General features: G+C 53.1%; 20 protein-coding genes and 1 pseudogene. 8 read left to right on the top strand and 13 right to left on the bottom strand.

Annotated features, from left to right (window positions below; translation table 11 throughout):
• The first annotated feature begins 652 nt into the window (after positions 1-652).
• The 4 genes from O1Q98_RS15525 to O1Q98_RS15510 all read left to right on the top strand — a co-directional run bounded on the left by O1Q98_RS15525 (position 653) and on the right by O1Q98_RS15510 (position 3,870).
• Positions 653-2,188, top strand: a complete 1,536-nt coding sequence (locus O1Q98_RS15525) for a methyl-accepting chemotaxis protein (protein WP_125260500.1) — start codon at positions 653-655, stop codon at positions 2,186-2,188.
• A 158-nt stretch (positions 2,189-2,346) separates the two neighbouring features.
• Complete coding sequence (locus O1Q98_RS15520; RefSeq protein ID WP_125260501.1) at positions 2,347-2,679, top strand: hypothetical protein; 333 nt, start codon at positions 2,347-2,349, stop codon at positions 2,677-2,679.
• Between the two features lie 142 nt (positions 2,680-2,821).
• Positions 2,822-3,187, top strand: coding sequence for a FlxA-like family protein (locus O1Q98_RS15515; protein ID WP_125260502.1), 366 nt, complete (start codon positions 2,822-2,824; stop codon positions 3,185-3,187).
• Positions 3,188-3,453: 266 nt separating this feature from the next.
• A complete protein-coding gene (locus O1Q98_RS15510; protein ID WP_125260503.1) occupies positions 3,454-3,870 on the top strand; it encodes a hypothetical protein in 417 nt (138 codons plus the stop codon).
• A 59-nt stretch (positions 3,871-3,929) separates the two neighbouring features.
• Here O1Q98_RS15510 and O1Q98_RS15505 read toward each other — a convergent pair whose 3' ends face one another.
• The 5 genes and pseudogenes from O1Q98_RS15505 to O1Q98_RS15485 form a co-directional block, all read right to left on the bottom strand.
• Positions 3,930-4,154 carry a DUF3820 family protein gene (locus O1Q98_RS15505; RefSeq protein ID WP_125260504.1) on the bottom strand — a complete coding sequence of 75 codons (225 nt, stop codon included), beginning with the start codon at positions 4,152-4,154 and terminating at the stop codon, positions 3,930-3,932.
• Between the two features lie 67 nt (positions 4,155-4,221).
• Positions 4,222-6,280, bottom strand: a pseudogene (gene ligA, locus O1Q98_RS15500) (NAD-dependent DNA ligase LigA).
• Positions 6,281-6,291: 11 nt separating this feature from the next.
• Positions 6,292-7,719 (bottom strand): bifunctional D-glycero-beta-D-manno-heptose-7-phosphate kinase/D-glycero-beta-D-manno-heptose 1-phosphate adenylyltransferase HldE, encoded by a 1,428-nt coding sequence (gene hldE / locus O1Q98_RS15495; RefSeq protein ID WP_125260506.1) that lies wholly within the window; start codon positions 7,717-7,719, stop codon positions 6,292-6,294.
• Positions 7,720-7,778: 59 nt separating this feature from the next.
• Positions 7,779-10,643 carry a bifunctional [glutamate--ammonia ligase]-adenylyl-L-tyrosine phosphorylase/[glutamate--ammonia-ligase] adenylyltransferase gene (gene glnE / locus O1Q98_RS15490; RefSeq protein ID WP_125260507.1) on the bottom strand — a complete coding sequence of 955 codons (2,865 nt, stop codon included), beginning with the start codon at positions 10,641-10,643 and terminating at the stop codon, positions 7,779-7,781.
• A 266-nt stretch (positions 10,644-10,909) separates the two neighbouring features.
• Positions 10,910-12,241 (bottom strand): CYTH domain-containing protein, encoded by a 1,332-nt coding sequence (locus O1Q98_RS15485; protein ID WP_125260508.1) that lies wholly within the window; start codon positions 12,239-12,241, stop codon positions 10,910-10,912.
• 236 nt (positions 12,242-12,477) lie between these two features.
• Here O1Q98_RS15485 and O1Q98_RS15480 point away from each other — a divergent pair, with 236 nt between their 5' ends.
• Positions 12,478-13,098: a TIGR04211 family SH3 domain-containing protein gene (locus tag O1Q98_RS15480; protein WP_125260805.1), complete on the top strand. Its 621-nt coding sequence runs from the start codon at positions 12,478-12,480 to the stop codon at positions 13,096-13,098.
• Positions 13,099-13,291: 193 nt separating this feature from the next.
• Positions 13,292-14,533: a multifunctional CCA addition/repair protein gene (locus O1Q98_RS15475; protein ID WP_125260509.1), complete on the top strand. Its 1,242-nt coding sequence runs from the start codon at positions 13,292-13,294 to the stop codon at positions 14,531-14,533.
• Positions 14,534-14,654: 121 nt separating this feature from the next.
• Here O1Q98_RS15475 and bacA read toward each other — a convergent pair whose 3' ends face one another.
• Together bacA and folB are read right to left on the bottom strand one after the other, a co-directional pair.
• A complete protein-coding gene (gene bacA / locus O1Q98_RS15470; RefSeq protein ID WP_125260510.1) occupies positions 14,655-15,476 on the bottom strand; it encodes an undecaprenyl-diphosphate phosphatase in 822 nt (273 codons plus the stop codon).
• Positions 15,477-15,768: 292 nt separating this feature from the next.
• Entirely contained in the window at positions 15,769-16,131 is a 363-nt protein-coding gene (gene folB / locus O1Q98_RS15465; RefSeq protein ID WP_125260806.1) for a bifunctional dihydroneopterin aldolase/7,8-dihydroneopterin epimerase, read from the bottom strand.
• Positions 16,132-16,237: 106 nt separating this feature from the next.
• Between folB and plsY the strand changes: the two genes are divergently transcribed.
• Complete coding sequence (plsY, locus tag O1Q98_RS15460) at positions 16,238-16,873, top strand: glycerol-3-phosphate 1-O-acyltransferase PlsY (RefSeq protein WP_125260511.1); 636 nt, start codon at positions 16,238-16,240, stop codon at positions 16,871-16,873.
• 74 nt (positions 16,874-16,947) lie between these two features.
• Here plsY and O1Q98_RS15455 read toward each other — a convergent pair whose 3' ends face one another.
• Positions 16,948-18,540: a methyl-accepting chemotaxis protein gene (locus O1Q98_RS15455; RefSeq protein ID WP_125260512.1), complete on the bottom strand. Its 1,593-nt coding sequence runs from the start codon at positions 18,538-18,540 to the stop codon at positions 16,948-16,950.
• A gap of 310 nt (positions 18,541-18,850) precedes the next feature.
• On the opposite strand from O1Q98_RS15455, the gene ppa reads away from it, so the two are divergent.
• The gene (gene ppa / locus O1Q98_RS15450; protein WP_125260513.1) at positions 18,851-19,381 is read left to right on the top strand and encodes an inorganic diphosphatase; all 531 of its coding nucleotides are present in this window, start codon (positions 18,851-18,853) and stop codon (positions 19,379-19,381) included.
• 187 nt (positions 19,382-19,568) lie between these two features.
• Here the strand turns inward: ppa and O1Q98_RS15445 are convergent, their stop codons facing one another.
• The 5 genes from O1Q98_RS15445 to O1Q98_RS15425 form a co-directional block, all read right to left on the bottom strand.
• Complete coding sequence (locus O1Q98_RS15445; RefSeq protein WP_125260514.1) at positions 19,569-19,991, bottom strand: nuclear transport factor 2 family protein; 423 nt, start codon at positions 19,989-19,991, stop codon at positions 19,569-19,571.
• 2 nt (positions 19,992-19,993) lie between these two features.
• Positions 19,994-21,481 (bottom strand): tRNA ligase subunit PheS family protein, encoded by a 1,488-nt coding sequence (locus O1Q98_RS15440; RefSeq protein ID WP_125260515.1) that lies wholly within the window; start codon positions 21,479-21,481, stop codon positions 19,994-19,996.
• Positions 21,478-22,539, bottom strand: coding sequence for a cupin domain-containing protein (locus O1Q98_RS15435; protein ID WP_125260516.1), 1,062 nt, complete (start codon positions 22,537-22,539; stop codon positions 21,478-21,480). Before O1Q98_RS15435 ends, O1Q98_RS15440 begins: the two co-directional genes overlap by 4 nt.
• Before the next feature lie 152 nt (positions 22,540-22,691).
• The gene (locus O1Q98_RS15430) at positions 22,692-23,732 is read right to left on the bottom strand and encodes an aminotransferase class I/II-fold pyridoxal phosphate-dependent enzyme (RefSeq protein WP_240632820.1); all 1,041 of its coding nucleotides are present in this window, start codon (positions 23,730-23,732) and stop codon (positions 22,692-22,694) included.
• Positions 23,733-24,242: 510 nt separating this feature from the next.
• Positions 24,243-24,596 carry a gamma-glutamylcyclotransferase family protein gene (locus tag O1Q98_RS15425; RefSeq protein WP_125260517.1) on the bottom strand — a complete coding sequence of 118 codons (354 nt, stop codon included), beginning with the start codon at positions 24,594-24,596 and terminating at the stop codon, positions 24,243-24,245.
• Position 24,597: the final 1 nt, after the last annotated feature.

The following is a 24,597-nucleotide window of genomic DNA, read 5'->3' as shown; positions in this document are numbered from 1 at the left end:
CGGCAACATTAACGCCCGATTTTTTCATCTAAAAAATCGGGCGTTGTTATTCTATTTCCAACCCTGATAGCGCACTCACTATATATTATGCTGGCTATCCTTCCTCCCCTGACATTTCACGCGCTGACAATTAAAACAACCATCTTGATAACGTATTTACCTGCCTCGATTGTCATAAAAATATCACTTTCGTCATTAGTGTTAATAAAAGGTTTTTATTGTGATGCAGCAATTAATAAAAAATCGATCAATATTTAATAAAATAAAGAAACAAAGATAAAATCGGCGTCATGAAAATGATTTCTATTGACAACGTAAAGATGCAAAGCATAAATTCCCGGTAACAAAAAAAAGGATGAATTTATTCGTGGATGCTTTAAAAATAGAGCATCCTGTTTCGCATATCTGACAGTTGGCAAGGTTTGTATTCAGCATGAATGCCCGCCTGAAAAATAAAAAACGAAACCGCAACAATAACCTAAACCATTCGGGGTGCAGAAACACTCAAGCAAAGCGCTGAATAACACTCTGGCGTAAGCCAGGTTGAGCGCAGCTTGCGGATAAACTCTGTCAACATAACGATAAATAACATCAACATTTCTGTAACCTGCAAGATAACAGGTATCGCTGACACACAACATTCGGGGTCCCCATGAGGGTTAATACACCAATTACGCAGCAAGAATATCGACTCGATAGCAACACGACATTAATGTCTACCACCGACATTCACAGTCACATTACTTACGCCAATTCGGCATTTATTCGCGTAAGTGGTTTTGAAGAACATGAATTGGTCGGCACGCCACATAATATTGTTCGGCACCCGGATATGCCCGTCGAAGCATTTGCAGATATGTGGTACACACTACAGCAAGGTGAAAGCTGGACGGGGTTAGTTAAAAACCGTCGTAAGAATGGCGATCACTACTGGGTGCGTGCCAATGTGACGCCGGTTTATCACCATAATCAACTCACCGGTTATATTTCCGTACGCAACACCCCAAGCGTGGAAGAAATCAAAGCCGCAGAGCCACTGTATGAAGCCGTCCAGAGCAAACAGGCGCGCAATATCCGTTTTTATAAAGGCCTGGTCGTGCGTACCGGCGCATTCGCCGTATTATCCCTGTTTCAAAAAATGTCAGTGCGCTGGCGGCTGCGGGCGGCCGTGCTCGCAGGCGGCCTGATTCCGTTAATCTTAAGTCTGTTAGGTGCCAATCCCGCGACGTTCGTTATCGCCTCGCTGCTGCTGATGGTGCTCATGGACACCTATCTACAACAGCAGATAGCCCGCCCGCTACGACTGATTTTACGTCAGGCACAGCAGGTTGTTTCCGGGCGCAAAGCAGACAATCATCGTTTTAACCGGGTTGACGATATCGGGCTACTGCTCAGGGTCGTTAACCAGTTTGGCTTAAATCTGCACTCACTGGTTGATGACGTCGGCGCTCAGGTTGCTGGCATTAACCAGGTCAGCCAGCAGTTGACTGACAGTAACCGCGATCTCAGCGCTCGTACCGAAGAAACCTCCGCCAACCTGCAACAAACGGCCGCAGCCATCGAGCAGATAACGGTAGCCGTGCAGCAAAGCGCAGAAACCGCCATTCAGGCAACACAAATGGCCCAAAGCGCCAGTCACTCCGCCAGTCAAGGTGGCACCATCATGGCTGATGCCGTCGGCATGATGGAAGCGATTTCACAGGCCAGCCGCAAAATGGTGGATATCATCGGCGTGATAGACAGCATTGCCTTTCAAACCAATATTCTGGCGCTGAATGCCGCTGTTGAAGCCGCCAGAGCAGGCACTCAGGGGCGCGGCTTTGCCGTCGTCGCCGCTGAAGTGCGCAGCCTGGCACAACATTCCGCCTCCGCCGCGCAAGAAATTAAAGCGCTGATTGATGCAAACATGAACAGTGTAGAGAACGGCAGCGCCCTGGTCGATAAAGCCGGCCTGCATATTCAGGATATCGTCAACGAAGTTCAGCAGGTCGCAACGATGATTAGCGAAATCAGCAACGCCACCCGAGAACAAACCGCAGCGCTCTCACTGATCAATGACTCCATCTCTCAAATTGAGACCATGACGTCAGGTAATACCGATATGGTGGAACAATCATCAGAATTTGCCGCCGCACTCGGTAATCAGGCTTTGCGTTTAACGGATGCTATCAACGTCTATGGCAAGTGAAGGCCAGCCACAGCAATACGATTCTTTACATCTTGATGAGGAATAGGAATAGATAGCGCGCTCTTTTTGGTTAATAATCACTCATGATATGGCGCAGTATGCCGATAACAGAGATAGCAGGGACATTCTCCCTGCACTAACGACATAAAGGAGGATGTATGCTGAGTCCAATTACCACCTCCAGCTTTGCGGTGATGCCGGTGCCAGCATCCACCAGTGTCGAAACCAATACAGAGCAAAAGGTTTCAGATCGTAACCTACAAACCCTGAAAGCTGCTGAAACATCGGGTGAAAACACCAAAAAACAGCAGGAGACAACGGTTAATGGGCAGCAACAATCGATGCAGGCACAGATTGTTGTGATGCAGGGCCAGATAGCACAAATGCAAAATCAGCAGCTACCGCCACCACAAGAAAGTAAGCCGCTGATAAAACCTGTTGAGGGCGTCAATCGCCCATCAGCAGAACATGCGATTGATATCTATATCTGATGCTCGCACGCAACATCCCCGCCTTGCTAAAGCCTACTTCCAGTAGGCTTTTTCTTTGTCAATAAAGCGAAAAGACGGTAACGTCCATCAGAATAGTGCCGATAATAGCATCGTCACTATTCATAATTTTAAGGAGGAATTTATGGCAGGCTCCATCGGCTCGGCAACATCCGCCCCCTCTGCGTCATCGGCAAGTAGCAGCGCCAGCGTTGATCAGCAAATCGCAGCGTTAAACAAGCAGATTCAAACGCTAACCAAGCAAGCGACCAAACTGTTAACTCAGGTATCGGAAGCAAAAACAGATGAGGAGCGCAGATTACTCGCTCAACAGCAGAAGATGCTCCAGGCGCAAATCCAGCAATTACAGGCGCAGATTCAGCAGTTGCAACAGCAAAAAGCACAAGCCCAACAATTAACTCAAGCTGATACCTCATCAGCTAAGTCAACGAGCAAACCAGAGGGTGTAAACGTACCCACTGACAGCAATAACGTTGATATCTATATTTAATCTTTCAAAAAATACTATATATAGATAACAGCGCTGAAAAGCATGGCCGATTTACCGTATAGGGCCGTGCTTTTCTTTCCGTGTTTCCACCTGACACGCCCTCATCACCGTTCAAACATCATCTTCCCTATTACTTACAGATACATCGCTCAATTAGCCGTAAAAACCGCCGATAACTCAATATAGGTATTTTTTTATGACGATAACGAGTCATCGTCATGACTGACTTCTGGGCAATGTTCAGCGACATAGGGCAGGTAATATTTATGGCAGGCAGCATTAGTCGTGTTAGTAGCAATAGTAGTGTCAGTAGCAATTTAAATACCGGTGGTGGTATATCGGGAAATAGCACCGTTCGAATCATCGATGAACAGATAAAGATGCTGAATACACAGCTACAAAGCCTCTTTAAGCAAAGCAGCGCATTACAGGAGCAGATAAAAGAAACGCCGGATGCAGAAACACAGCAAAAATTACAACAGCAACTCAATATGTTGGCTATGCAGATAAAGCAGGTACAGGCGCAAATTCTGAAATTACGACAGATGCGTGAACAGGCGCAGAGTGAAAGCGGCCAGCTCGCAGGAGCGAGCGACAGCCTGGCCCAGCAACTCGAAGCCATCAAACCCGCTATCGAGGGAAACGCCAGCAATAGCACATCCGGCGTTGATGTGTTCGTATAACCGACTACCGGGTGGTAAGACATGGCAAGGGAGGTTCCCTGCCATGTCTGCATAGCCCGTCAGTCGCCAGCGGGGCGACGCAGCGGATGAATCAACCCCTGTAGTCCTTCTATTTTAATCGCCAGCGTCATCTGCATTAGCGCGCCCAGCTTTCCGTCGGGAAACGCCTCTTTACGGGCAAACCACAGCAGATACTCTTCAGGCAGCTCTATCAGCATCCGGCCTTTGTATTTGCCAAACGGCATCGGGGTATTTGCAATTAGCAGCAGATCCGCTTTTTCCATCCGCCTGCTCCATTTATACGCATGTTATACGCGGGCGGCGGGCAAGCGACTGTGCCCGCTTGCCATCCTACGCTTCTCCCAGCAAACGCAGCATTTCCGCTTCATCAATAACCGAAATACCCAGCTCCTGAGCTTTAACGAGTTTTGAACCCCGCCGCTTCACCTGCTATCACCAAATCGGTTTTCTTCGACACGCTACCGCTAACTTTCGCGCCCAACGCCGTCAAACGGTCTTTGGCTTCATCACGAGAGAGCACACTGAGTGAACCGGTTAACACCACGGTTTTACCGGCAAAGGGGCTATCAGAAGCGGCGACATCCACCACCACCGGATCAGGCCAGTGAATGCCGATATCCGCGCCGAGTAACTCCTCAATGACCTGCTGGTTATGCACTTCATCAAGGAAGTGACGCACATGGGTTGCCACCACAATGCCGACATCAGGCACCTGCTGCAATGCGTCAATGTCCGCGCTCATCAGCGCCGGTAGCGAACCCAAATGAGAGGCCAGCCCTGCGGCCGTTGCCTCACCCACATCGCGAATCCCCAACGCATAGAGAAAGCGGGCAAAGGTTGTGGACTTCGCTTTCGTCAGGGCATTCACCAGATTCTGTGCCGACTTCGGCCCCATACGATCTAAGCCGGTGAGGATGCCTGGCGTCAGCCGAAACAGATCGGCAGGCGTTTTGACATACTCCTTCTCCACCAACTGGTCGATTATCTTATCTCCCATGCCTTCTACGTCCAGCGCACGGCGGGAAACAAAATGCTTCAGCGCTTCTTTGCGCTGTGCCCGGCAAAACAGTCCACCAGTACACCGGGCCACCGCCTCACCTTCAACCCGTTCAACCTCGGAGTCACACTCCGGGCAGCGGGTGGGAAAGTCGATTTCTCGTGCATCTGACGGGCGCTCAGACAAGACCACGCTGACGATTTGCGGAATCACATCCCCCGCCCGGCGTACGGCAACCCGGTCGCCGATTTTGATCCCTAAGCGAGCTATCTCATCGGCGTTATGCAAGGTCGCATTGCTGACGACCACGCCCGCGACCGCGACCGGTTCAAGCCTGGCCACTGGGGTTATCGCCCCGGTACGCCCTACCTGAAACTCGACATCACGCAACCAGGTTAATTGCTCTTGCGCCGGAAACTTGAACGCAATGGCCCAGCGCGGCGCGCGGGCAACAAAACCTAATCGCTCTTGTAACGTCAGCGCATTGACTTTAATCACCACACCGTCGATATCAAACCCTAGCGTCTCACGTTCACGTTCGACCTGACGGTAAAAATCGAGCACGGCATCACTGCCGGTACACAAGCGAATCCGTTCACTGACCGGTAAACCCCACTCTCGCAATTGCATCAGGCGCTGCCAGTGCGTTTCGGGCAACGCACCGCCCTCGACGACACCGATGCCGTAGCACAGAAACGTAAGAGGACGTTTAGCCGTAATACGTGGGTCAAGCTGTCGCAGCGAGCCTGCCGCCGCATTACGCGGATTGGCAAACACCTTGCCGCCGGTACGACGCGCGTCGTCATTGAGCGACTCAAACCCTTGGTGCGTCATAAACACTTCGCCGCGCACTTCAAGCCGCGCGGGGATGTTATCGCCGAACAAACGCAGCGGAATAGCGCCGATAGTGCGAATATTCGCCGTAATGTTTTCGCCGGTGGTGCCATCGCCACGAGTGGCGGCTCGCACCAACAGCCCCTCTTCATACAGCAGGCTCACCGCTAATCCATCAAGCTTCAGTTCACAACAAAACGCCAAGGCCTCATCACTTTTGAGCCGGTCATGAAGACGCTTATCAAAGGCCAAAAAGCTGGCCTCATCAAAGGCGTTATCAAGCGATAGCATCGGAACGTCATGCAATACCGGCTCGAAAGCCTCAAGCGGCGTAGCGCCAACGCGTTGTGTCGGCGAATCCGGCGTGATTAACTCCGGGTGTGCCTGCTCCAACGCTTTCAGCGCATTCATCAGCTTGTCGTATTCTGCATCAGGGATCTCTGGCGCATCATCAACATGGTATTTACGTTCGTGATAGCGCAGTTGGGCACGCAGCCCCTCAACCAGTACGGTAACAGCCGCGATATCGTTGGCCGTTTTCGACTCTTTTTCCAGCATAAGCGTGCCCGTCAGTCTCTGGCCTTGATGGTGTTGATGATATGGGTTGTCGAACAGCCATCCTCAAAGTTCAGCACCTTCACTTCACCGCCATTGGCCCACACGTCTTTGCTGCCAGCAATTTCATCGGGTTTGTAGTCTCCGCCTTTGACCAGAATATCCGGCAGCACTTCGCTGATAAGGCGCTGAGGCGTATCTTCTTCAAACGCGACGACCCAATCGACCGCCTCCAGCGCACCGAGGACTATCATGCGCTGCGTCAGCGGGTTAACCGGGCGACTTGGCCCTTTCAGCCTGCGGGTCGAATCATCGCTGTTCACCGCGACAATCAGCCGGTCGCCAAGGCGACGCGCATTCGCCAGATACGAAACATGCCCGGCATGCAAAATATCGAAACAACCGTTGGTCATCACCACTTTTTCGCCGCGTTGACGCGCTAATGCGACGGCTTGTTTCAGTTGCGCCTCGCTCATGACGCCAAAACCGGTATCTGCACGACCACGAATCGCATTTTCCAGCTCGACGGGGGTGACGGTTGAGGTGCCGAGTTTACCGACCACGACACCTGCTGCCGCGTTAGCCAAAAAGCAAGCTTCCTCGAGTGATTTTCCAGCCGCCAGCGCCGCCGCCAGCACCCCGATCACCGTATCCCCTGCACCGGTAACGTCATACACTTCCTGAGCCTGTGTCGGCAGATGCAACGGCGCTTTACCGGGTTGCAACAGCGTCATGCCCTGCTCTGAACGGGTCACTAACAACGCCGACAAATCCAGTTCGCCCAGCAGCGACATCCCCCGCGTGACCAAATCATGTTCATCTTTGCAACGCCCGACCACTGCCTCAAACTCGGACAGGTTCGGCGTCAGCAGCGTAGCGCCGCGATAGCGGGCGAAATCTGTGCCTTTCGGGTCAATAAGCACCGGAACACCGCAATCACGCGCGGTTTTTATCATCACCTGAACGTGCGCCAGCGCGCCTTTCGCATAATCAGACAGAACCAGCGCGCCGGTTGTCGGCAGCGCGTGCTGGATACGCTCAATCATCGGCTGAGGGTCTACATTGTCAAACCCCTCTTCGAAATCCAGGCGAATCAGTTGCTGATTGCGCGACAGCACCCGCAATTTGGTGATAGTGGGATGGGTCGGCACCGAGACAAAATCACACTTTACGTTAACTTCGTCCAATTTAGCGCCGAGCGCACGAGCGGCGTCATCAACGCCGGTCAGTCCCACCAAACGGGAACCTGCGCCCAGTGCCGCGATGTTCATGGCGACGTTGGCCGCGCCGCCAGGCCGCTCTTCGATGGTATCCACCTTGACCACCGGCACCGGCGCTTCCGGTGAAATGCGGCTGGTTGGGCCGTACCAATAGCGGTCTAGCATCACGTCTCCCACGACCAATACACCGGCGTGGCGAAAATCAGGTAGTGTTACTTTCATTCCCTGGCTCCAGAAAACAGGTTCATTTTAACGTGCGCATGGTATCACACTCGCCGTCACTACACTTCACCACCACGGCTATCCAGGCCAAGCCATTTCTGCCAGCTTTGCTGCACCTGTCGGCGTTCGGCAACAAACGTTTCCAGACTGACCCGGCCCGGCAACTCCTGTAGCGCCAGATGGTGAATCTCATCACGCAGGGTAATGTAAGCCAGACGCAGCGCCTGCGCTTCCTCTTCATCCATCACGCCATAACGGGCCAGCAGTTCGAAAATGCGCACATTGTCTGACCAGCGCGTCAGCGCCGGTTGCTGCGCCGCATGGCGTAACACCAGGTATTGCGTAATAAATTCAATGTCGGTGATACCGCCAGCATCGGCCTTAATATCAAACAAAGCGTGATCTTTACCGGCATGGTGCTGGCGCATTTTTTCGCGCATTTCACGCACTTCGGTACGTAACGCCTCCCCCTGGCGCTCGCGGCACAAAATACGCGCCCGGATCTGCTCAAACTGCTGCTGAATCGCAGGCTCGCCATACACGACGCGGGCGCGCACCAGCGCCTGATGCTCCCATGTCCAGGCTTCGTGACACTGGTAATCTTCAAACGCCGCCACGGTGCTGACAAGCATCCCGGCCGCACCGGACGGACGTAACCGAGCATCAACGTCGTACAAAATGCCGGACGAGGTACGGGTGCTAAACAGGTGCATGACACGCTGGGCGAGGCGCAGATAAAACTGCCGGCCATCAATACTGCGCTCGCCATCGGTCATCACGTTATCAGGGCAGTCAATCAGAAAGACCAAATCCAGATCCGAGCTATACCCAAGCTCCCAACCGCCCAGCTTGCCATACCCGACGACGGCAAATCCGCGTCCTGCACCGGCATGGAGATGGGCGGGTTGACCATAGCGCACCACCATTTGGTGCCATGCCTGCTGCACCACCGCCGCGATAATCGCCTCAGCCAGATAAGTTAAGTGATCGCTCACTTTCATCACCGGCAGCGCACCAACTATGTCGGCTGCCGCAATACGCAAGTGCTGGGCCTGTTTGAACTGACGTAGCGCTTCAAGTTGCTGCTCTTCATCCTCCTCCGGCACCCGCATCAGGTACTGGCGCAATTCATCACGGTATGCCTCCAGCGCAGTCGGTTGATACAGCGTCGCCGGGTCAAGCAGTTCATCAAGCAGGAGCGGATAACGCGCCAATTGACTGGCAATCATCGGCGAGACGGCACATAAACGGATTAATTGCGTCAGTGCCGAACGGGATTCCAGCAACAGTTCCAGATAGGTCGTGCGGGTGACAATGCCCAAAAGTAACGGCGTTAAGCGGGCAACAATGACATCGGCATTTGCATGGGTGCAAGCCTGCGCCAGTAACGTCGGCATCAGTTGATCGAGCACATCGCGCCCACGGGGGCCGATAGTGCGTCGCGACAAATCGGCACGAAAATCGGCCACGCGCGTCAGCAAACGTTCGCCTACGTCTGCGGCTAATTGCGGAGCCAGCGTGCTTAAATCCGCCTCTTCCAGTCCATCCTGCCACAAACTGCTGTAATGGCCGTGCTCAGGCGTTTCACCGCCATCGGGGGCATCGTCACCGATGAGCTCATGGAAAACATCCCTCACAGCCTGCATATGGCAATGTAAGCGCTCACTTAGCTGCGGCCAGTTATCACAGTGCATACCCCAGGCAAGCCTCGCCTGATTAAGCGCATCATCGGGCAGGGTTTGCGTCTGTTCATCGGCAATGGATTGCAGCAGGTTTTCCAGCCGCCGTAAAAATAGGTATGCCTCGTGTAGCGCTTCAACCTGAGTGGCCGAGAGTAACCCCAACGCGCCGACCTGATTCAGCGTCGGCAGCAGCGATCGCCCCTGCAACAAAGGCTCGCGGCCACCGCGAATCAACTGGAACACCTGAGTAATAAACTCCACCTCACGGATCCCGCCAGCCCCCAGTTTGATGTTATTACGCAGGTCGCGACGCCGCACTTCGCGGGCTATCATGCTTTTCATGTTGCGCAGCGATTGAATAACGCTGAAATCGATATAACGGCGAAAGACGAATGGCCGCAGCATGCGAATCAGCTCCTGACTGTAATGGTCATCATCACCGCCCATCAGTCGGGCTTTGACCATGGCGTAGCGCTCCCAGTCACGCCCTTGCTCCTGATAATAATCTTCCAGCGCGGCAAAGCTCATCACCAGCGGGCCGCTATCGCCAAAGGGCCGCAGGCGCATATCCACCCGATACACAAAGCCATCCACCGTCGGTTGATCCAGCACCTTAATCAGCCGCTGGCCAAGTCGGGTAAAAAACTGGGCATTATCCAGCTCGCGCCGCCCGCCATGGGTGTGCCCATTTTCCGGGTAGGCAAAAATCAAATCGATATCGGAGGAAAAATTCAGCTCCCCGCCACCCAGTTTGCCCATCCCCAAAATCAGCAGCGGCTGCGGCTCTCCTGCTGCATTACACGGCGTACCCCATTCACGGCAACACTGGTCGTAAAGCCACTGACGCGCAGCCACAATCAGTGATTCTGCCAATGTACTGAGTTGCTGCAACGTCTGCTCGGTGGTGCTCAGGCGTAGCCATTGCCCGCAGGCGATTCTTACCAGCAGGCGGCGGCGAAACACCCTTAAGGCCTGCATCAACGAGGGCTCGTCATGCACATCCGACAACGCCTGCGCCAGCCAGCCGCCGTATTGCTGCCATTCATCGGCCTGTGGTGGATGCTGGCATAACTCCTGATACCAGTCAGGGTGGCGCACGAAGGCATCACTGACAAACTCACTGCATGCCGAGACCGCTATCGGTGCGACAAACGCAGCGGTATCCGCCGTCGGCAGGCGAGCCGCCTCACGCTGATATTGGCTAAGAAGAGATTCGGAGAGAGGAAACGGGTGACTCGTCATGGCGATATCCTTGCAACGCTGCCGCCTGGCAGTCTTAGTAACAATTGCGTGAACCGACGGCAATGCTTCACGTTACAGGCGAGCATCCACCAGACATGAGCCCTTAACCTTTTCGCGCGCCTGCGGCAGCAACATGCGTTCTCATCGACATGTCAGCGCATAGCGCGCGCGGCGCTTTATGAGGTTTTCAGCAGCTCGCCATCGGCAATCCATCCGCTTGCGCGTCAACGCGAGCAAGCGGCAGGGGTATTGATTAGCCCATTTCTTTACTGGCCGCTGTGCAACCAAAACGGCGACAGCGCCGCTGCTTGCTTCCGGTATTGCTCTAGTACCTGCGGCACTGATTGCCCGGCAGACAAGGACTCTATTTGCTGCATTAATTGACGCCAGGGTTGCAGATAATCGCGGGCTTCCTGCTCAGGGTAAGCGCCGCCTAACAGCAAAAAGGCATAAATACCGCGCTGTAAACGCGGCAACTGCTGAAGATAATGCAGCGCATCCAGCGCGTGACTAAACACGGCGCGTAACTCAGCCTGACAGCGGCTCATCATGATATCGGCAAAGCGTTTCCAGGCACTCTGCAAGCGCATCAGCTCACGGTTATCCAGATAACTGCGCCAGCCGTGACCGACAAGCCATGACGTCAAAATCAGCTTCCCTTGCAGGAATTCAGCCTCATAGCACAGCTCATCGGCTTGCTGCGTCCGCTCGATACGCTCTTCCAGGTGCCCCAGCGCTGCACGGAATTCCGACGTCACCTTACGCGGAACCACACCGCCAACCAGTAGCAGCAGCTCACGCATCATGGCACTGGCCTCCAGTAACTGCACCCGCGCCTCACCATCGCCGCGCGCCCACAGTTCCTCATGGTATTGCCAGTGCCCCAGCGCATACTCAAGGGCAGCGGCAATACCTTGATCCAGCGTCATTTTCGGTTCAACCGGCAGAAAACCAAGCTCGCGACACTGGCGTGGCAGATTCCCTTTCGCCAGATGATAGCCCCGCGCCGCTTTGCTCAGGCTGCCCTGGCGCAAACCGCCGATATCCGCCAGTTCACGGGCAAACGCCAGCAGATCCTCGATGCGGCCATTTTTTAACTCCAGCTCCAGTTCGCATAGCGGCTCAACACCGTCACCGGCGCGTATCTCTCCGCGATCAAACGCAACCTCAATCAGGCTTTGGTGCCAGGAAACCACCCAGGCCTCACGCTGAAAATCGGTGCTAAACAGGGGGTGCAACGCCTGCGCCAGCGCGTCGATATCACAGCCTTCAGGCCAGATTTCGCCCGGCAGTTGGCGAATGTCTAGCTGTGCGCTGGAGAGCGCGACATTATATTCGGGGTGCTGGTGCAGCCCGCCGACCACTCTTCCGGCTGTTTTTACCGTCATTTCATAGCGGCCGTTTTCACCGCGCACACGCAGCCCAATCTCGTGCTGACGCAGGTAGCCGTCTGGCGTTTCATAATAAATATTAGCCAGTTGACGGGAGTGCAGTGCATTACTGTGCCCGGCCTCATTACGCCACGCCTTCAGGCGCTCTCTGACCTCATCCACCGCGTTAGGGTGAACAATAAATTTCAACTCAATCTCTTCACTCATGCTCTTGCGCTACCGAATACGACAAAAATGGAAATGCCGCCAGTAAATAACATTTTTCCCTCGCGTGCCACTTTTCCGCTACGGTGACTTACGGCCTTGCGAGCGTTCTCACAACGCCTGATTGCAACACGGAACCTTGACCAGAGTAAGACTGTTCTCATTCAGGTTTCCAGGTGGCCTCGTCAGACTGGGGACGCAAACAACCGAACGCCAATAAATGTAATCGATTGAATATGATGAATAAAATATCCGTTTTACTGGGTGCATTGCTGGGGCTGACCTCCGCCTTTCCTCTGCACGCCCAACAGACCCGCTACATCTCCGATGAACAGGTTACTTACACCCACAGCGGCCCTGGCGAACAATACCGTATCGTCGGCACACTCAACGCGGGTGATTCCGTCACGGTGTTAAGCGTTAATACGGCAGCGGGATATGCACAAGTTCGTGATGAAAAAGGCAAAACCGGCTGGCTTTCGCAAAACCAGTTAAGCCAAACGCCCAGCCTGAAAACCCGTGTGCCGGAGCTGGAAAATCAGGTCAGCACGCTGACGGAGAAACTAAATAGCCTCGACCAGCAGTGGAGCCAGCGCACGGCGGCGCTGCGGGAGAAAGTCGCCAGCGCGGATACCAGCCTGACCGCATTGCAACAGGAAAATCAGACGCTAAAAAACCAACTGACGACGGCGCAGAAGCAATTGGATGCCGCTAACTTACAGCTCGACGAGAAGCAGCGCACACTCATTATGCAGTGGTTTATGTATGGTGGCGGTGTCGCCGGTGGCGGTTTGTTTCTTGGGCTGGCATTACCCTACTTCATGCCACGGCGCAGGAAAAACGAGCGCTGGATGGGCTAACGTCCGCTACGGCTTTCCCTGCCTGCAACGGCGACATGACGGACTCTGCGCCGATAAACAGCCATTTTTATCGGCAACTGATTGTGATAACAGGTATTCTCGTCAACAATAGCAACCGAAGTAACAAGCAAAGTAACAGGCAAAGTAACAACCGAAATAGCAACCAGATTCGTTAGCGAGACAGGAGCCGGGTTTGAAGATTTACCTTGTAGGCGGTGCCGTGCGTGACAACCTGCTTGGCAGGCCAGTCACAGAACGTGATTGGGTTGTGGTTGGCGCTACCCCGGAAATACTGCTGCAACACGGTTTTCAGCAGGTCGGGCGGGATTTTCCGGTGTTCTTGCATCCTGACACAAAAGAAGAGTACGCACTGGCGCGGACTGAGCGCAAATCTGGCAACGGTTATACCGGCTTTCATTGTCAGGCAACGCCTGACATTACGCTGGAGGAAGATTTACAGCGGCGCGACCTGACGGTTAACGCCATCGCTCAGGACGAGCATGGCCAGTTATTCGACCCGTATGACGGCCAGCGCGATTTACAAAACCGCCTTCTGCGCCATGTCAGCGCTGCGTTTAGCGAAGATCCGCTGCGGGTGTTACGGGTGGCACGCTTTGCCGCTCGCTATGCCCATCTCGGTTTCCAGATTGCCGAAGAGACGCTTTACTTAATGCAAGCGATGACGCAAGCCGGAGAGCTGAATTTCCTGACGCCCGAACGGGTGTGGAAAGAAACGGAAAAGGCGCTTGGCAGCGAAAACCCGCAGGTCTATTTTCAGGTGTTGCGTGATTGCGGCGCGCTGGCCGTGTTATTTCCCGAAATTGACCGATTGTATGGCGTACCGGCACCGGCCCAATGGCACCCGGAAATTGATACCGGCATCCATGTCATGATGAGCCTTGCCATGGCCGCCAGATTGAGCGACGCAGTCGAAGTCCGGTTTGCCACGCTCTGTCACGATCTCGGCAAAGGCCTGACCCCACCTGAACTCTGGCCGCGCCACCACGGCCACGGCGCGAATGGCGTGCCGTTGGTACAGGCACTCTGCCAGCGCCTGCGCGTGCCTAACACGTTGCGCGATCTGGCTTGTCTGGTGGCCGAATACCATGACCTGATCCACACCGTACAGATACTCAGCGCCCATACGCTGCTCAAGCTGTTTGACGCCATCGATGTCTGGCGCAAGCCCCAGCGCCTTGAACAGTTGATTACCGCAAGCGAAGCCGATGCACGCGGGCGGGCCGGTCTTGAACAGCAGCCCTACCCGCAAGGCGAGTATCTGCGCGATGCTTTCGCCATAGCAAGCCAGGTCAGCAGTGCCGATGTCGTGGCCGCAGGCTTTCAGCACAGTGCTATCAAAGAAGAATTGCAGCGCCGTCGGCTACAGAGACTGGAAGAGTGGCGGGCCCGCCAGCAGCATGCGCCAACGGCATAACGGCATAACGGCATAACGGCATAAAAGTGCATAGCGTGTTATACCGCAGGCCAGGCAGCCATGTTGTCATGACGAACGTTGCCATGACTGACATTGCTGCCGGAACCGCTGCCTGCGTCGATTATGCCAGCACGCCCCAGACCAACGCGGCGATAATAAAGCGATAAATCGCAAACGGCACAAACGAGACGCGCTTGATAACCTGAAGGAAGGTTTTAATCGCTATCATGGCCACCACGAACGCAGTAATAAAGCCGGTGGCAAACATCGGCACATCCGACAGCGACAGGAAATGCCAGCTTTTGTAGAGATCCAGTATGCTGGCACCCAGCATGATAGGCACCGCCAGAATGAAAGAGAACTCTGAAGCAGCGTAACGATCGACCCCAAGCAGCATTCCCCCGGAGATTGTCGCCCCGGCGCGGGAAAACCCCGGCCACAGCGCCAGACACTGGAAACAGCCGATAAGAAATGCCTGTGTATAGCTGATGTCATCAAGCTCACGCGCTTTTGGCCGTTTAGGTTTCAGCCATTCAGCCAGCAACAGCAATACCCCGCCGGCTATCAACGCATAGCTTACCGTCAGCGGGTTAAACAGCGATTTGATGGCATCATGCAACACCAGCCCCAGCACCACCGCCGGCAGCATCGCCAACACGATGTGCAATAGCGTCAAACGGCCTCGACTAAACAGATTACGCTGCGGCGGCCGGCCAAAATGCAGCCCGATAAGGCCAAACATACGGCGCCAGAACACCACCACAACAGCCAAAATCGAGCCTAGCTGAATAATCACCTCGAACGTTTTTGCCGTATCGCCCTCAAACCCCAGCCAGTGCGCCACAATAATCATATGTCCGGTAGAGGACACCGGCAGAAACTCCGTCAGCCCTTCTACAACACCCAATATCAACGCCACCCACAATGAATGCAGATCCGCCATCACCCGTAAACTCCCTTCCTGCCACATAAAAAAGCGGCCCTGCCGATGGCAAGCCGCAACATCATATTCGCCCGTCGCCTTTCATACCGGCTCCCGGCGCTGTACCACACCGATTGTTGCCGACATTGCAGTCTGACACTATCGTTTGAAATTACCGTCTGAAATTACCGTCCGAAACTGCCGTCTGACACGACAAGTCCGGCACGGCGGTAAAGCGGTTATCGTTGATTACCTTAAGAAAGTCCGGCGTTGCCTGCACCATAAATAATGTAACATTGCATACGCTGCCGGCTTAGGCCGTCGGGCGCACGCCGCGCTCTAGTATCACGCCAACGTTACGCGCCTGAGCCACTGCCCCAGGTTTACTGACTTTTATCCGCAACCAGGCGATGGCAAAGCGTTGCATCAGCATCGACGCCACCTCTTGCGCTACGCGCTCTACCAATGCAAAACGCCCGTCTTCCACCAGAGCGATAACCGCGTCACAGACATCGGCATAACTGAGGCAATGGGCAACGTCATCGCTGGCCGCTGCCGCCTGGTTATCCCACGCCATTTCGATATCGAACACCAGTTTTTGCTGGATGGTCTGTTCCCAGTCATAAACCCCGATAGTGGTAATGACACTCAGTTCTTCAATAAACACGATATCCATCACGCCATCCCCTGTTTTTACTGCCGCCGGATACCACTTCCGGCAGAAAGTGCGTATTATCCACAGATGCTGAACTAAAACGACCCTTATTGGACGGAAGCCGTTTATGAGTGTTATCGCGCCCGGAATGATTATCGTCGCGTATCTGTGTGGCTCAATCTCCAGTGCGATTCTGATCTGCCGTCTGGCTGGCTTGCCAGACCCCCGCACTCACGGTTCCGGCAATCCCGGCGCGACCAATGTATTGCGCGTTGGCGGCAAAATCGCAGCGGCAGCGGTGCTTATTTTTGACGTGCTAAAAGGCATGCTGCCGGTGTGGGGAGCCTATACGCTGGGCAGTTCACCACTCTATCTCGGTTTAACCGCCATTGCCGCTTGTCTTGGGCATATTTATCCCGTGTTTTTCCAGTTCCGTGGCGGCAAGGGCGTCGCTACGGCATTTGGCGCCATCGCCCCTATTGGCTGGGACTTAACCGGGCTGATGACAGGCACCTGGTTGTTAAGCGTACTACTTAGCGGCTACTCGTCGCTTGGCGCAATCATCAGCGCGCTGATTGCACCGTTCTATGTCTGGTGGTTTAAACCTCAGTTTACCTTTCCCGTCGCCATGCTCTCTTGCCTGATTCTGATGCGCCACCACGATAATATTCAGCGGCTCTGGCGCGGTCAGGAAAGTAAAATCTGGAAGAAACTACGTCGCTCTCGCGCTTCAGACGACGCCTCGCATCAGGATAATCCTTAACGCTGGTATCACAACGCTAGCCTCATAACCAGAAGCGGCTGGCGGCGGCCGTTATGACGCCGCCGCACTCACCCTTACTTTAATAATGCCTGAACAACGTTGTCTGTCTGGGACGACAGCCGGAATTGCGCCATACTGACTGCCAGTTCCTGAGCCTGCTCCTCAAGCGATCGGGTTGCCGCCGCCGATTGTTCTACCAGCGAGGCATTTTGCTGGGCCACGGCATCCATCTGCGACACGGCCTGATTGACCTGTTCAATACCATTACTTTGCTCGCGGGTGGCTCCCGATATTTCCCGCATCAGTGCCGTAACCCGAACCACGGCGGAGGAGACATCATTCATGGTTTCCCCTGCGACGCGGGCAATGCCTGCCCCTTCATTGACCTGGGTTTGCGAGTCTTGCATTAACGCCTTGATCTCTTTGGCGGACTGCGCACTACGCTGGGCAAGGTTACGCACTTCCCCGGCAACCACGGCAAAACCGCGCCCCTGTTCGCCAGCGCGCGCGGCCTCAACCGCCGCATTAAGCGCCAGAATATTGGTTTGAAAGGCGATGCCGTCAATCATGGTCAGAATGTCTGCAACCCGTGCTGCGGTGGCCGAGATCATCTGCATTTTCTCAAGCATCTGCTCTGAGGCTTCACTGCCTTTAGCCGCAATATCCGATACCTGTTGCGCCAGTAGATAGGCTTGGTCGGCATTATCCGCATTGAGCTTCACGGTCGATGCTAACTGCTCCATGCTCGATGCCGTTTGCTCCAAAGAAGCGGCTGACTCCTCCGTACGCTGGGCAAGATGACTATTACCGGACGCCAGTTCACGGGCGCCCACATCGATTTGCCCACCGGCATCGCGCACTCGCCCTACGGCAACGGACAGCGAGCCCTGCATCTGTTTCATTGCCCGCAGCAGACGGCCAATTTCATTGTGACGCCCCTCTTCTATCTGGCTAGACAAGTCACCTTGTGCAATAATTTCAAGCTGTTGCACTGCGCCATCCAATGGTTGCAAGACCCATTGGCGGATAGCCCACCAGGCTAATGCCGATAACAGCAGCGCAATCGCCAATGCACCGCCCATGCTCCATAACCGGCTGGATGCCAGGGTATCGGCTTGCTGCAACAAGGTTTCGCCCACTTGCAGAGCAAAATCGCGGAAATCGTTAATCGCCGCATCAACGCCAATCGTCAACGCGGGCAAGCTGTCTTGCATCAGCGTGTAGTAATCATCGAGATTCTCATTTCGCAACGCCGTTAACAGAGGCTGAACGCCTTTGCTGTCATAGGCGTCGTAGGCCGACTTGATATGCTCCGCCAATTCCTCACCGCGTTTCGTGACCGTGCCATAGGCGAAAAATCGCGCCATTTCACGGCGAGAGATCTCGGTATATTGCGCAGCTCGCCCGGTACTCTCACGCGCTTTATCCACCAGGCCGACCTCGTACAGGCGCACCGCCTGTGCCGCTGCCATTCTGGCGCGTAGCGTCGCGGTATAACTTGCCGACAGCGCACTCAGTTCCTTGCCCTGAATTTTGTCTATCGACTGTAATGAGCGATTTCCCTGACTAATCGCACTCGTCCCTATTCCTACCACCACTGCCAGCAGCACCAGCATCATGACAAGCAGGGCCAACAACCCTTGCTTGACCGTCATACGCTTTAGCATCCGTACGCTCCCTTTGTGATATAACATCATAAAAAATAAAAACAATGTTCTGTTTCATTCATCAGGCTGAAGCCCTTTCTTCATCATCGGCTTTTGCAAGATGAAACGATTCAGGATGAGAGATTATCGGAATGCAAGCGGCATTTCTTTAGCTTGATTAATTATTTACATATTACTAATTATCAAGATGTTTATTTTTTATCCTGACACCTGCCGATACGCGCAGCCCCCCTAAAAACTCACGACTTTCGCCCTTAGTTGGCTATAATGACCGCCACTCCATTCTGGTTTGAAGAAGAAGGAAACCGACATGAGTTTGAATACCGTACCGGCGGGCAAAGATCTCCCGGAAGACGTTTATGTAGTGATCGAAATCCCGGCTAATTCTGATCCCATCAAATATGAAGTGGATAAAGAAACCGGCGCACTGTTTGTAGACCGTTTCATGTCTACCGCGATGTTCTATCCATGCAACTACGGCTATATCAATAACACCCTGTCACTGGATGGCGATCCGGTTGATGTGCTGGTACCGACTCCGTATCCGTTGCAGCCGGGCTCAGTGATTCGCTGCCGTCCGGTTGGCGTACTGAAAATGACTGACGAATCTGGCGAAGATGCGAAAGTTGTTGCGGTGCCGCACACCAAACTGAGCAAAGAGTACGACCATATCAAAGACGTGAACGACCTGCCGGAGCTGCTGCGCGCCCAGATTAGTCATTTCTTCGAGCACTACAAAGATCTGGAAAAAGGCAAGTGGGTAAAAGTGGATGGCTGGGCTGATGCCGCCGCTGCAAAAGCTGAAATCCTGTCTTCTTTCGAGCGCGCCAAGAATAAATAAGGCGTTGCGAGTAAAACAGGCCATGCCGCCTTTGCCGTAACCTCACGGCAACTGCGCAAAACGCGCAGAGGCGCATGCACAACAACACCGCCATTGGCGGTGTTGTTGTTTACATACAGCGCTGGTTTACAGACAACGCTGGTTTACATATAACGATAGCTTACCCATCCCATCGCGCAGTAAACCATTACTCCTCTTCAAATGTCGCTCGCCAGGAGCTGCCTGCGCCGAACTCGGCTTCATAAGCTGGTCGCGCCGTCACCGTGTCATAAATAATGTGCAGTTTTTCTATCAAGCCTGCGCTATTCATTTCCAGCACATCCACACACTCAAAATGGGCAGGCTCGCCCGACGGCAGCGTCCATTTAAATTTAAACCAAATGGTTATCAATGGCCGACCATCAACCTGAGACCCCTTCGTGACACCTTTGAGATTAATTTTGGCCCGCCCGGTATCTTTAAATAATGCGGTATAAAAATCCTGTGCCTTTCTTGGGCCATACAGTGGCGAAAACACAACGCCATCAGGCGTATACAAGTCGAGAATCGCGCGAAGGTCACTCTTTTCGAGTGATTCAAGGTAGGTTTTAGCTATCTGATCCGGTGTCATTCCTATTCCTCCTGAAGAGTGATATCCATTGTTATTTCACACGCTGCCAGCGGCGTGGAGAGCTGCCAGGCAGCTAATATATGAGGGGCAAGCTGTCCAACATGACCAACTACCGTACCGCTGTCAGTCACCAGCGTGGTTACTCCTGATGACGCCCAGGGAACGCCCCCATCGCGCTGGCGGTGAACGGTAACGCCTCGGGCAAGCAACACTGCCTGTACCGCTGCCAGCAACCGCTCGCCGTCCTCACTTAGCGCCGCCAAATGAAATGGCTGCCGGGGAATGGCCGCATACAGTTGTGACAACTGCGGGTCAGATGGCGCACGACCCGCCGCTATCGTCGGAGCAACGGACAACCGGCCCGGCAAAAACACCCGCGCGCGTTCAAAAATACCGTGGCTGTACGCCGGTAATGCCGCGCGTTGCTGCTGCCAGAGGCGCAATAACCCCGGTAACAGCAAAGGCCTCAGCACAGGGGCAAGACCGGCAATTGGGTTACTGAGTTGCCAATAATCCGGCGTATCGCTCTGCGCTGCGTCAGGTTGCAGCAGCGCCAGCTCCTGCTCGGTGATGAAAGGAAAGGTCGAGACCTGCACCCAGCCCTGCGTCGCCATCGTCCAGTCCGTCAGGCTGTCGCGCCCGGTTGCAAAGCGCTGCGCCACCTCGGTGCGGGTTAAATCCAGCGCCGCTGTGTGGGCATAAGCCACGTCGCCATTAACAATCGGCTGTAAGTCTTGCAGCCCTTCTCGCAGCATCAGCGTGCGCTCGACACCGATACCGAATGAAAATGCGCGCAGCGCTTGCGGGTCGATGCCGCAGTTCGCCAGCACATTGTGATGCACCATGCCGCAGCCACCCCATTCAATCCACCCCTCGCCCTGACAAGTCGGGCACGTTGTGGATTGCCCATAGCACCGGTGACACTGAATATCGATTTCTGCCGCAGGCTGTGCGTAAGCGAACTCGTAAGGGCGTAATCGCGTCACCACGCCCGGCCCAAACAGCGAATGCGCCAGTTCATCCAGCAGGCGCTTCAGGTCATCCATCGTCAGATTGCGGTCTACCGCCAGCCCTTCCAATTGATTAAAAACCGGGCTGTGCGTGGCATCCAGCGCATCAGGGCGATAGGTTCGCCCAATATGAAAACGGTATAACGGCGGCGCTTGTGTCAGCAACGTGCGGGCTTGTACCGGTGAAGTATGAGCGCGCAATACCAGGCCCGATCGTAAATCGGGCTGTTTGGATTGTTCGGGCTGTGGCGCGGCATCAACCTGCCGCTGCAATCGCGGCGTGAGATAAAAGGTATTGTCCGGGGCGCGGGCAAAATGGTCATCCGCCATATTAAGTACATCAAAATTGAACCATTCGGCTTCAATTTCCGGCCCTTCCATCGGCGTGTAGCCGCGCGCCTGAAAAAAATCGGCGATCTGTTGGCACAGCAGTGTCAACGGATGCAATGAGCCCTGCGGAGGCTGACCATAGGATGTCATGATGAAGCACCTTGCAGCGTCCAGGCGGCGATGCGCTCGTGCACCAAGTCCATCATGTCCCACGCCTGGCGGCACAACGGCAGCAGCGCCTGTATTTTTTCCGCTGGCAAACTCTGCAAATAGCGCTGACCGATAGCACGATGATCGTCGTCAGCCTCGGCATGGACATCAAAATAGTCCCCCTCGACTTCCGGTTTATGGAAGATTTCAGACGTCGCCAGACCAAACACATGGCCGCTCGACTCAACCACCAGATGCACAATCACCAGTTTGCCCGCCTCATCTTGCTGATACATCTGGGAGACAAACCAGTTACCTGCGGCGTCCAAAATCGGATCGTAGACACTGTCATTAATCTGATAGCGCACCCGCAATAACTCATCATGCCCCACCTCTTCCATGAAATGACGCTGATACTCCTCCTGCAACGCAGGGGTTACACACAGCGCCTGACGCGCGAGCACCATTTTCTGGAAATAGCATGACCACACATAGAGCGCGGAAACAAAACGTTGACGCAATTGCGCATCTTTCTGTAACCGGCCAGATGAAAATAACCGAAACAGCGCATTTTGCTGATGACGACCCAATAGGGTTTCATTAACCTGATGTAAATGATTTAACGCATCACTGAATGTTACGCGAGCCTGCGTTTCATCTTCATATAATCCTTTACCTTCAAATTGAATCGACAACCCATGAAACGTTTGCCCTTCTCGGGTGGTAAAGCCATGATTTTGGAACGGCTCAACGCAAACAATATCCCCTTCATATAACTGACGAGGGCTGTCACCGGTTAATTGAACTGAACCACTGGTCACAATAATCATGGACTTTGTCGGGTGCTGGTGAACATCCAGTGTTTCACCGTCTCTTAAGCGTACCCAGGCAAATGATAGCCGACCACTTTCCGGTATAAAATGCGCCAGGTTTTCATTGCGACGAAAATCACGATGCTGACCCAATAAATGTTTTTCGCCATCAATATCAACATGCGTAATTGCACGAATCTGCTCACGCGCAATAACATTTACAACGGCTTGCTGTTCCTTATTCATCTCCAACGACTCCTTGTAATACCTCTATTATGTTTAACGTCATCAATAGGGCAATACAGCCCACCAAACGCCTCATATAATTTTTTTAAAAAATTCATACCACCCATCATAAAATGGGCAATCATCATGGTTGTTTTTATTACACGAGATAATTACTGACTCAGGATACCGACTAATTCATCCATGACATGTGGTTCAGCCAGTGAAATACGAATATATCCGATAAGCCCCATGGGATTGGGCAATACATCAAATCCAGCATTGATCAGACGCGTGGAAAAATGTTCCGGTGCTTTAATTGTGATAAAACCAGCGTGAGCAAAGACTTTTTCAACACCGGGAATATTTTCTAATTTTTGAGCTACGCGCGACCGCTCCTGAATAAAGCGCGATATTTGGCATTTTAATTGCGTAATATCGGATAATGCGGCTTCGGCCTGTTCAAGCACCGGTTGCGGCAGCGCAAAAGGGAGCCGCACTTTCATCATGGCGCGAATCAGTTCAGGCTGCGCCAGCACCGCGCCGACACGCAAGCCAGCCAACGCCATACCTTTTGATAAGGAGCGCACCACGATTAACTGCGGATAATCATGAATAAGGTGGCGAAATGAGCGCCGGTCAGCATACTCAACGTAAGCTTCGTCAACCACGACCAGCCCGGAAAACGTGGTAAGCACCTCGATGACTTCATCGAGTATCAGGCTGCTGCCAATCGGATTATTAGGATCACACAGCAAAATACCTTTCGCCTGGCTCTCTTTTATCTTCACCAGATCGAGATGATTAAATGATTCGCCTAAAAGAGGAATACGCTCTACCGGAACGGCATACACTGTGGCAAGTTCGTCAAATAAACGAAAATTAGGTGGCGTGACAATCACGCTGTCTTTCACGGGTTCGAAGAAGGCGCGAAATATTAAGTCCAACCCATCTGAAGCACCGCGTGTCATAAGCACCATATCCTGATGCAATACACGCTCGCCATCATAATTTTCTATTTCATTCAATGCATGAAGATAGCGATGACTGAGTGAAGGATAAACGTTCGCAGGATAGCGATTCTGCTGACCACCGAAAGGGTTTTCATTATCGCGCAGGTTAATCATGCCTCTCTCTTCTGAACGAGAAGAAAAACTGAAGGCAGGTGTCATGTTATTTACAGCATCTCTTATTAATGACTTTTTCATTTTCATCCTTGTACGATGGAGCCAAAATCACCTGCTGCGCGTTTCTTCACCCTGCTATTTATTAAATAACAGATATCACGCCCTATTTTCATCACTGAAGATGAAAATCAAGGCATAAATAAAAAGGCGAAAAACATGAAAGCGGGCAACAAGCCTGCATTCTTCCCTGAACACACATGATGTCATTAGAGTCCGGTCAAATTCCTTAACCAGAAAAACTTATAATAACTGACTTATCGTTAATAATTTTCATTATTAAATCAAAACAACCCCACTGTCAAGCGACATAAAAAACAAAAAACTAACAAAAATTAACAGCAAAAAATTTCTTCAAAAAGAAAAAACAGAATTAAAAAATATCAATAACATGACTTCATGCAAAAGCAATATTAAAAAAACAGCGCAAGGAAAAGTAAAACAGAGAACAAATAAAAACAGTGACTATTCGATAAAATAATTAATCCCGACTGCTGTTATCAGCAGCCGGGATTATTTAGGGTGTGGCGTAATGTAAGGTTATGGCTCTTCGTAACGCTGTAACCAGTCTCCGCTGGTAATGCGCCGCAAGCCCGTAACTGGCCGCTGATACAAGTAAATCCAGGCGCTGCCATAAGGTGTTGCAATCAGCTCACGCTTATAAGCCCCTACACTGCCTGCTCGTTTCAACTCATCCAATTCCGCCAGAATAGATGAACTGATCCGATAGACCTCGCAGTGAATCTCTCCTTCGCCTGCTACTGCCGCAGGGTAGTGACCCAAATCATACAGCTCATACCCCTCAAGCTGGTGGTCGCCTAACCACTGCGCATTGGTCATCCAATGACTGTTTCCCTGTTTGCGCCGTAAACTGCCGTAGACAATAACTCGCATG

The sequence above is a fragment of the Dickeya lacustris genome (assembly GCF_029635795.1).
In the GTDB taxonomy this organism is placed as follows: domain Bacteria; phylum Pseudomonadota; class Gammaproteobacteria; order Enterobacterales; family Enterobacteriaceae; genus Dickeya; species Dickeya lacustris.
The sequence above is the reverse complement of the archived record's forward strand: the minus strand, read 5'-3'. Positions and strand labels throughout refer to the sequence as shown.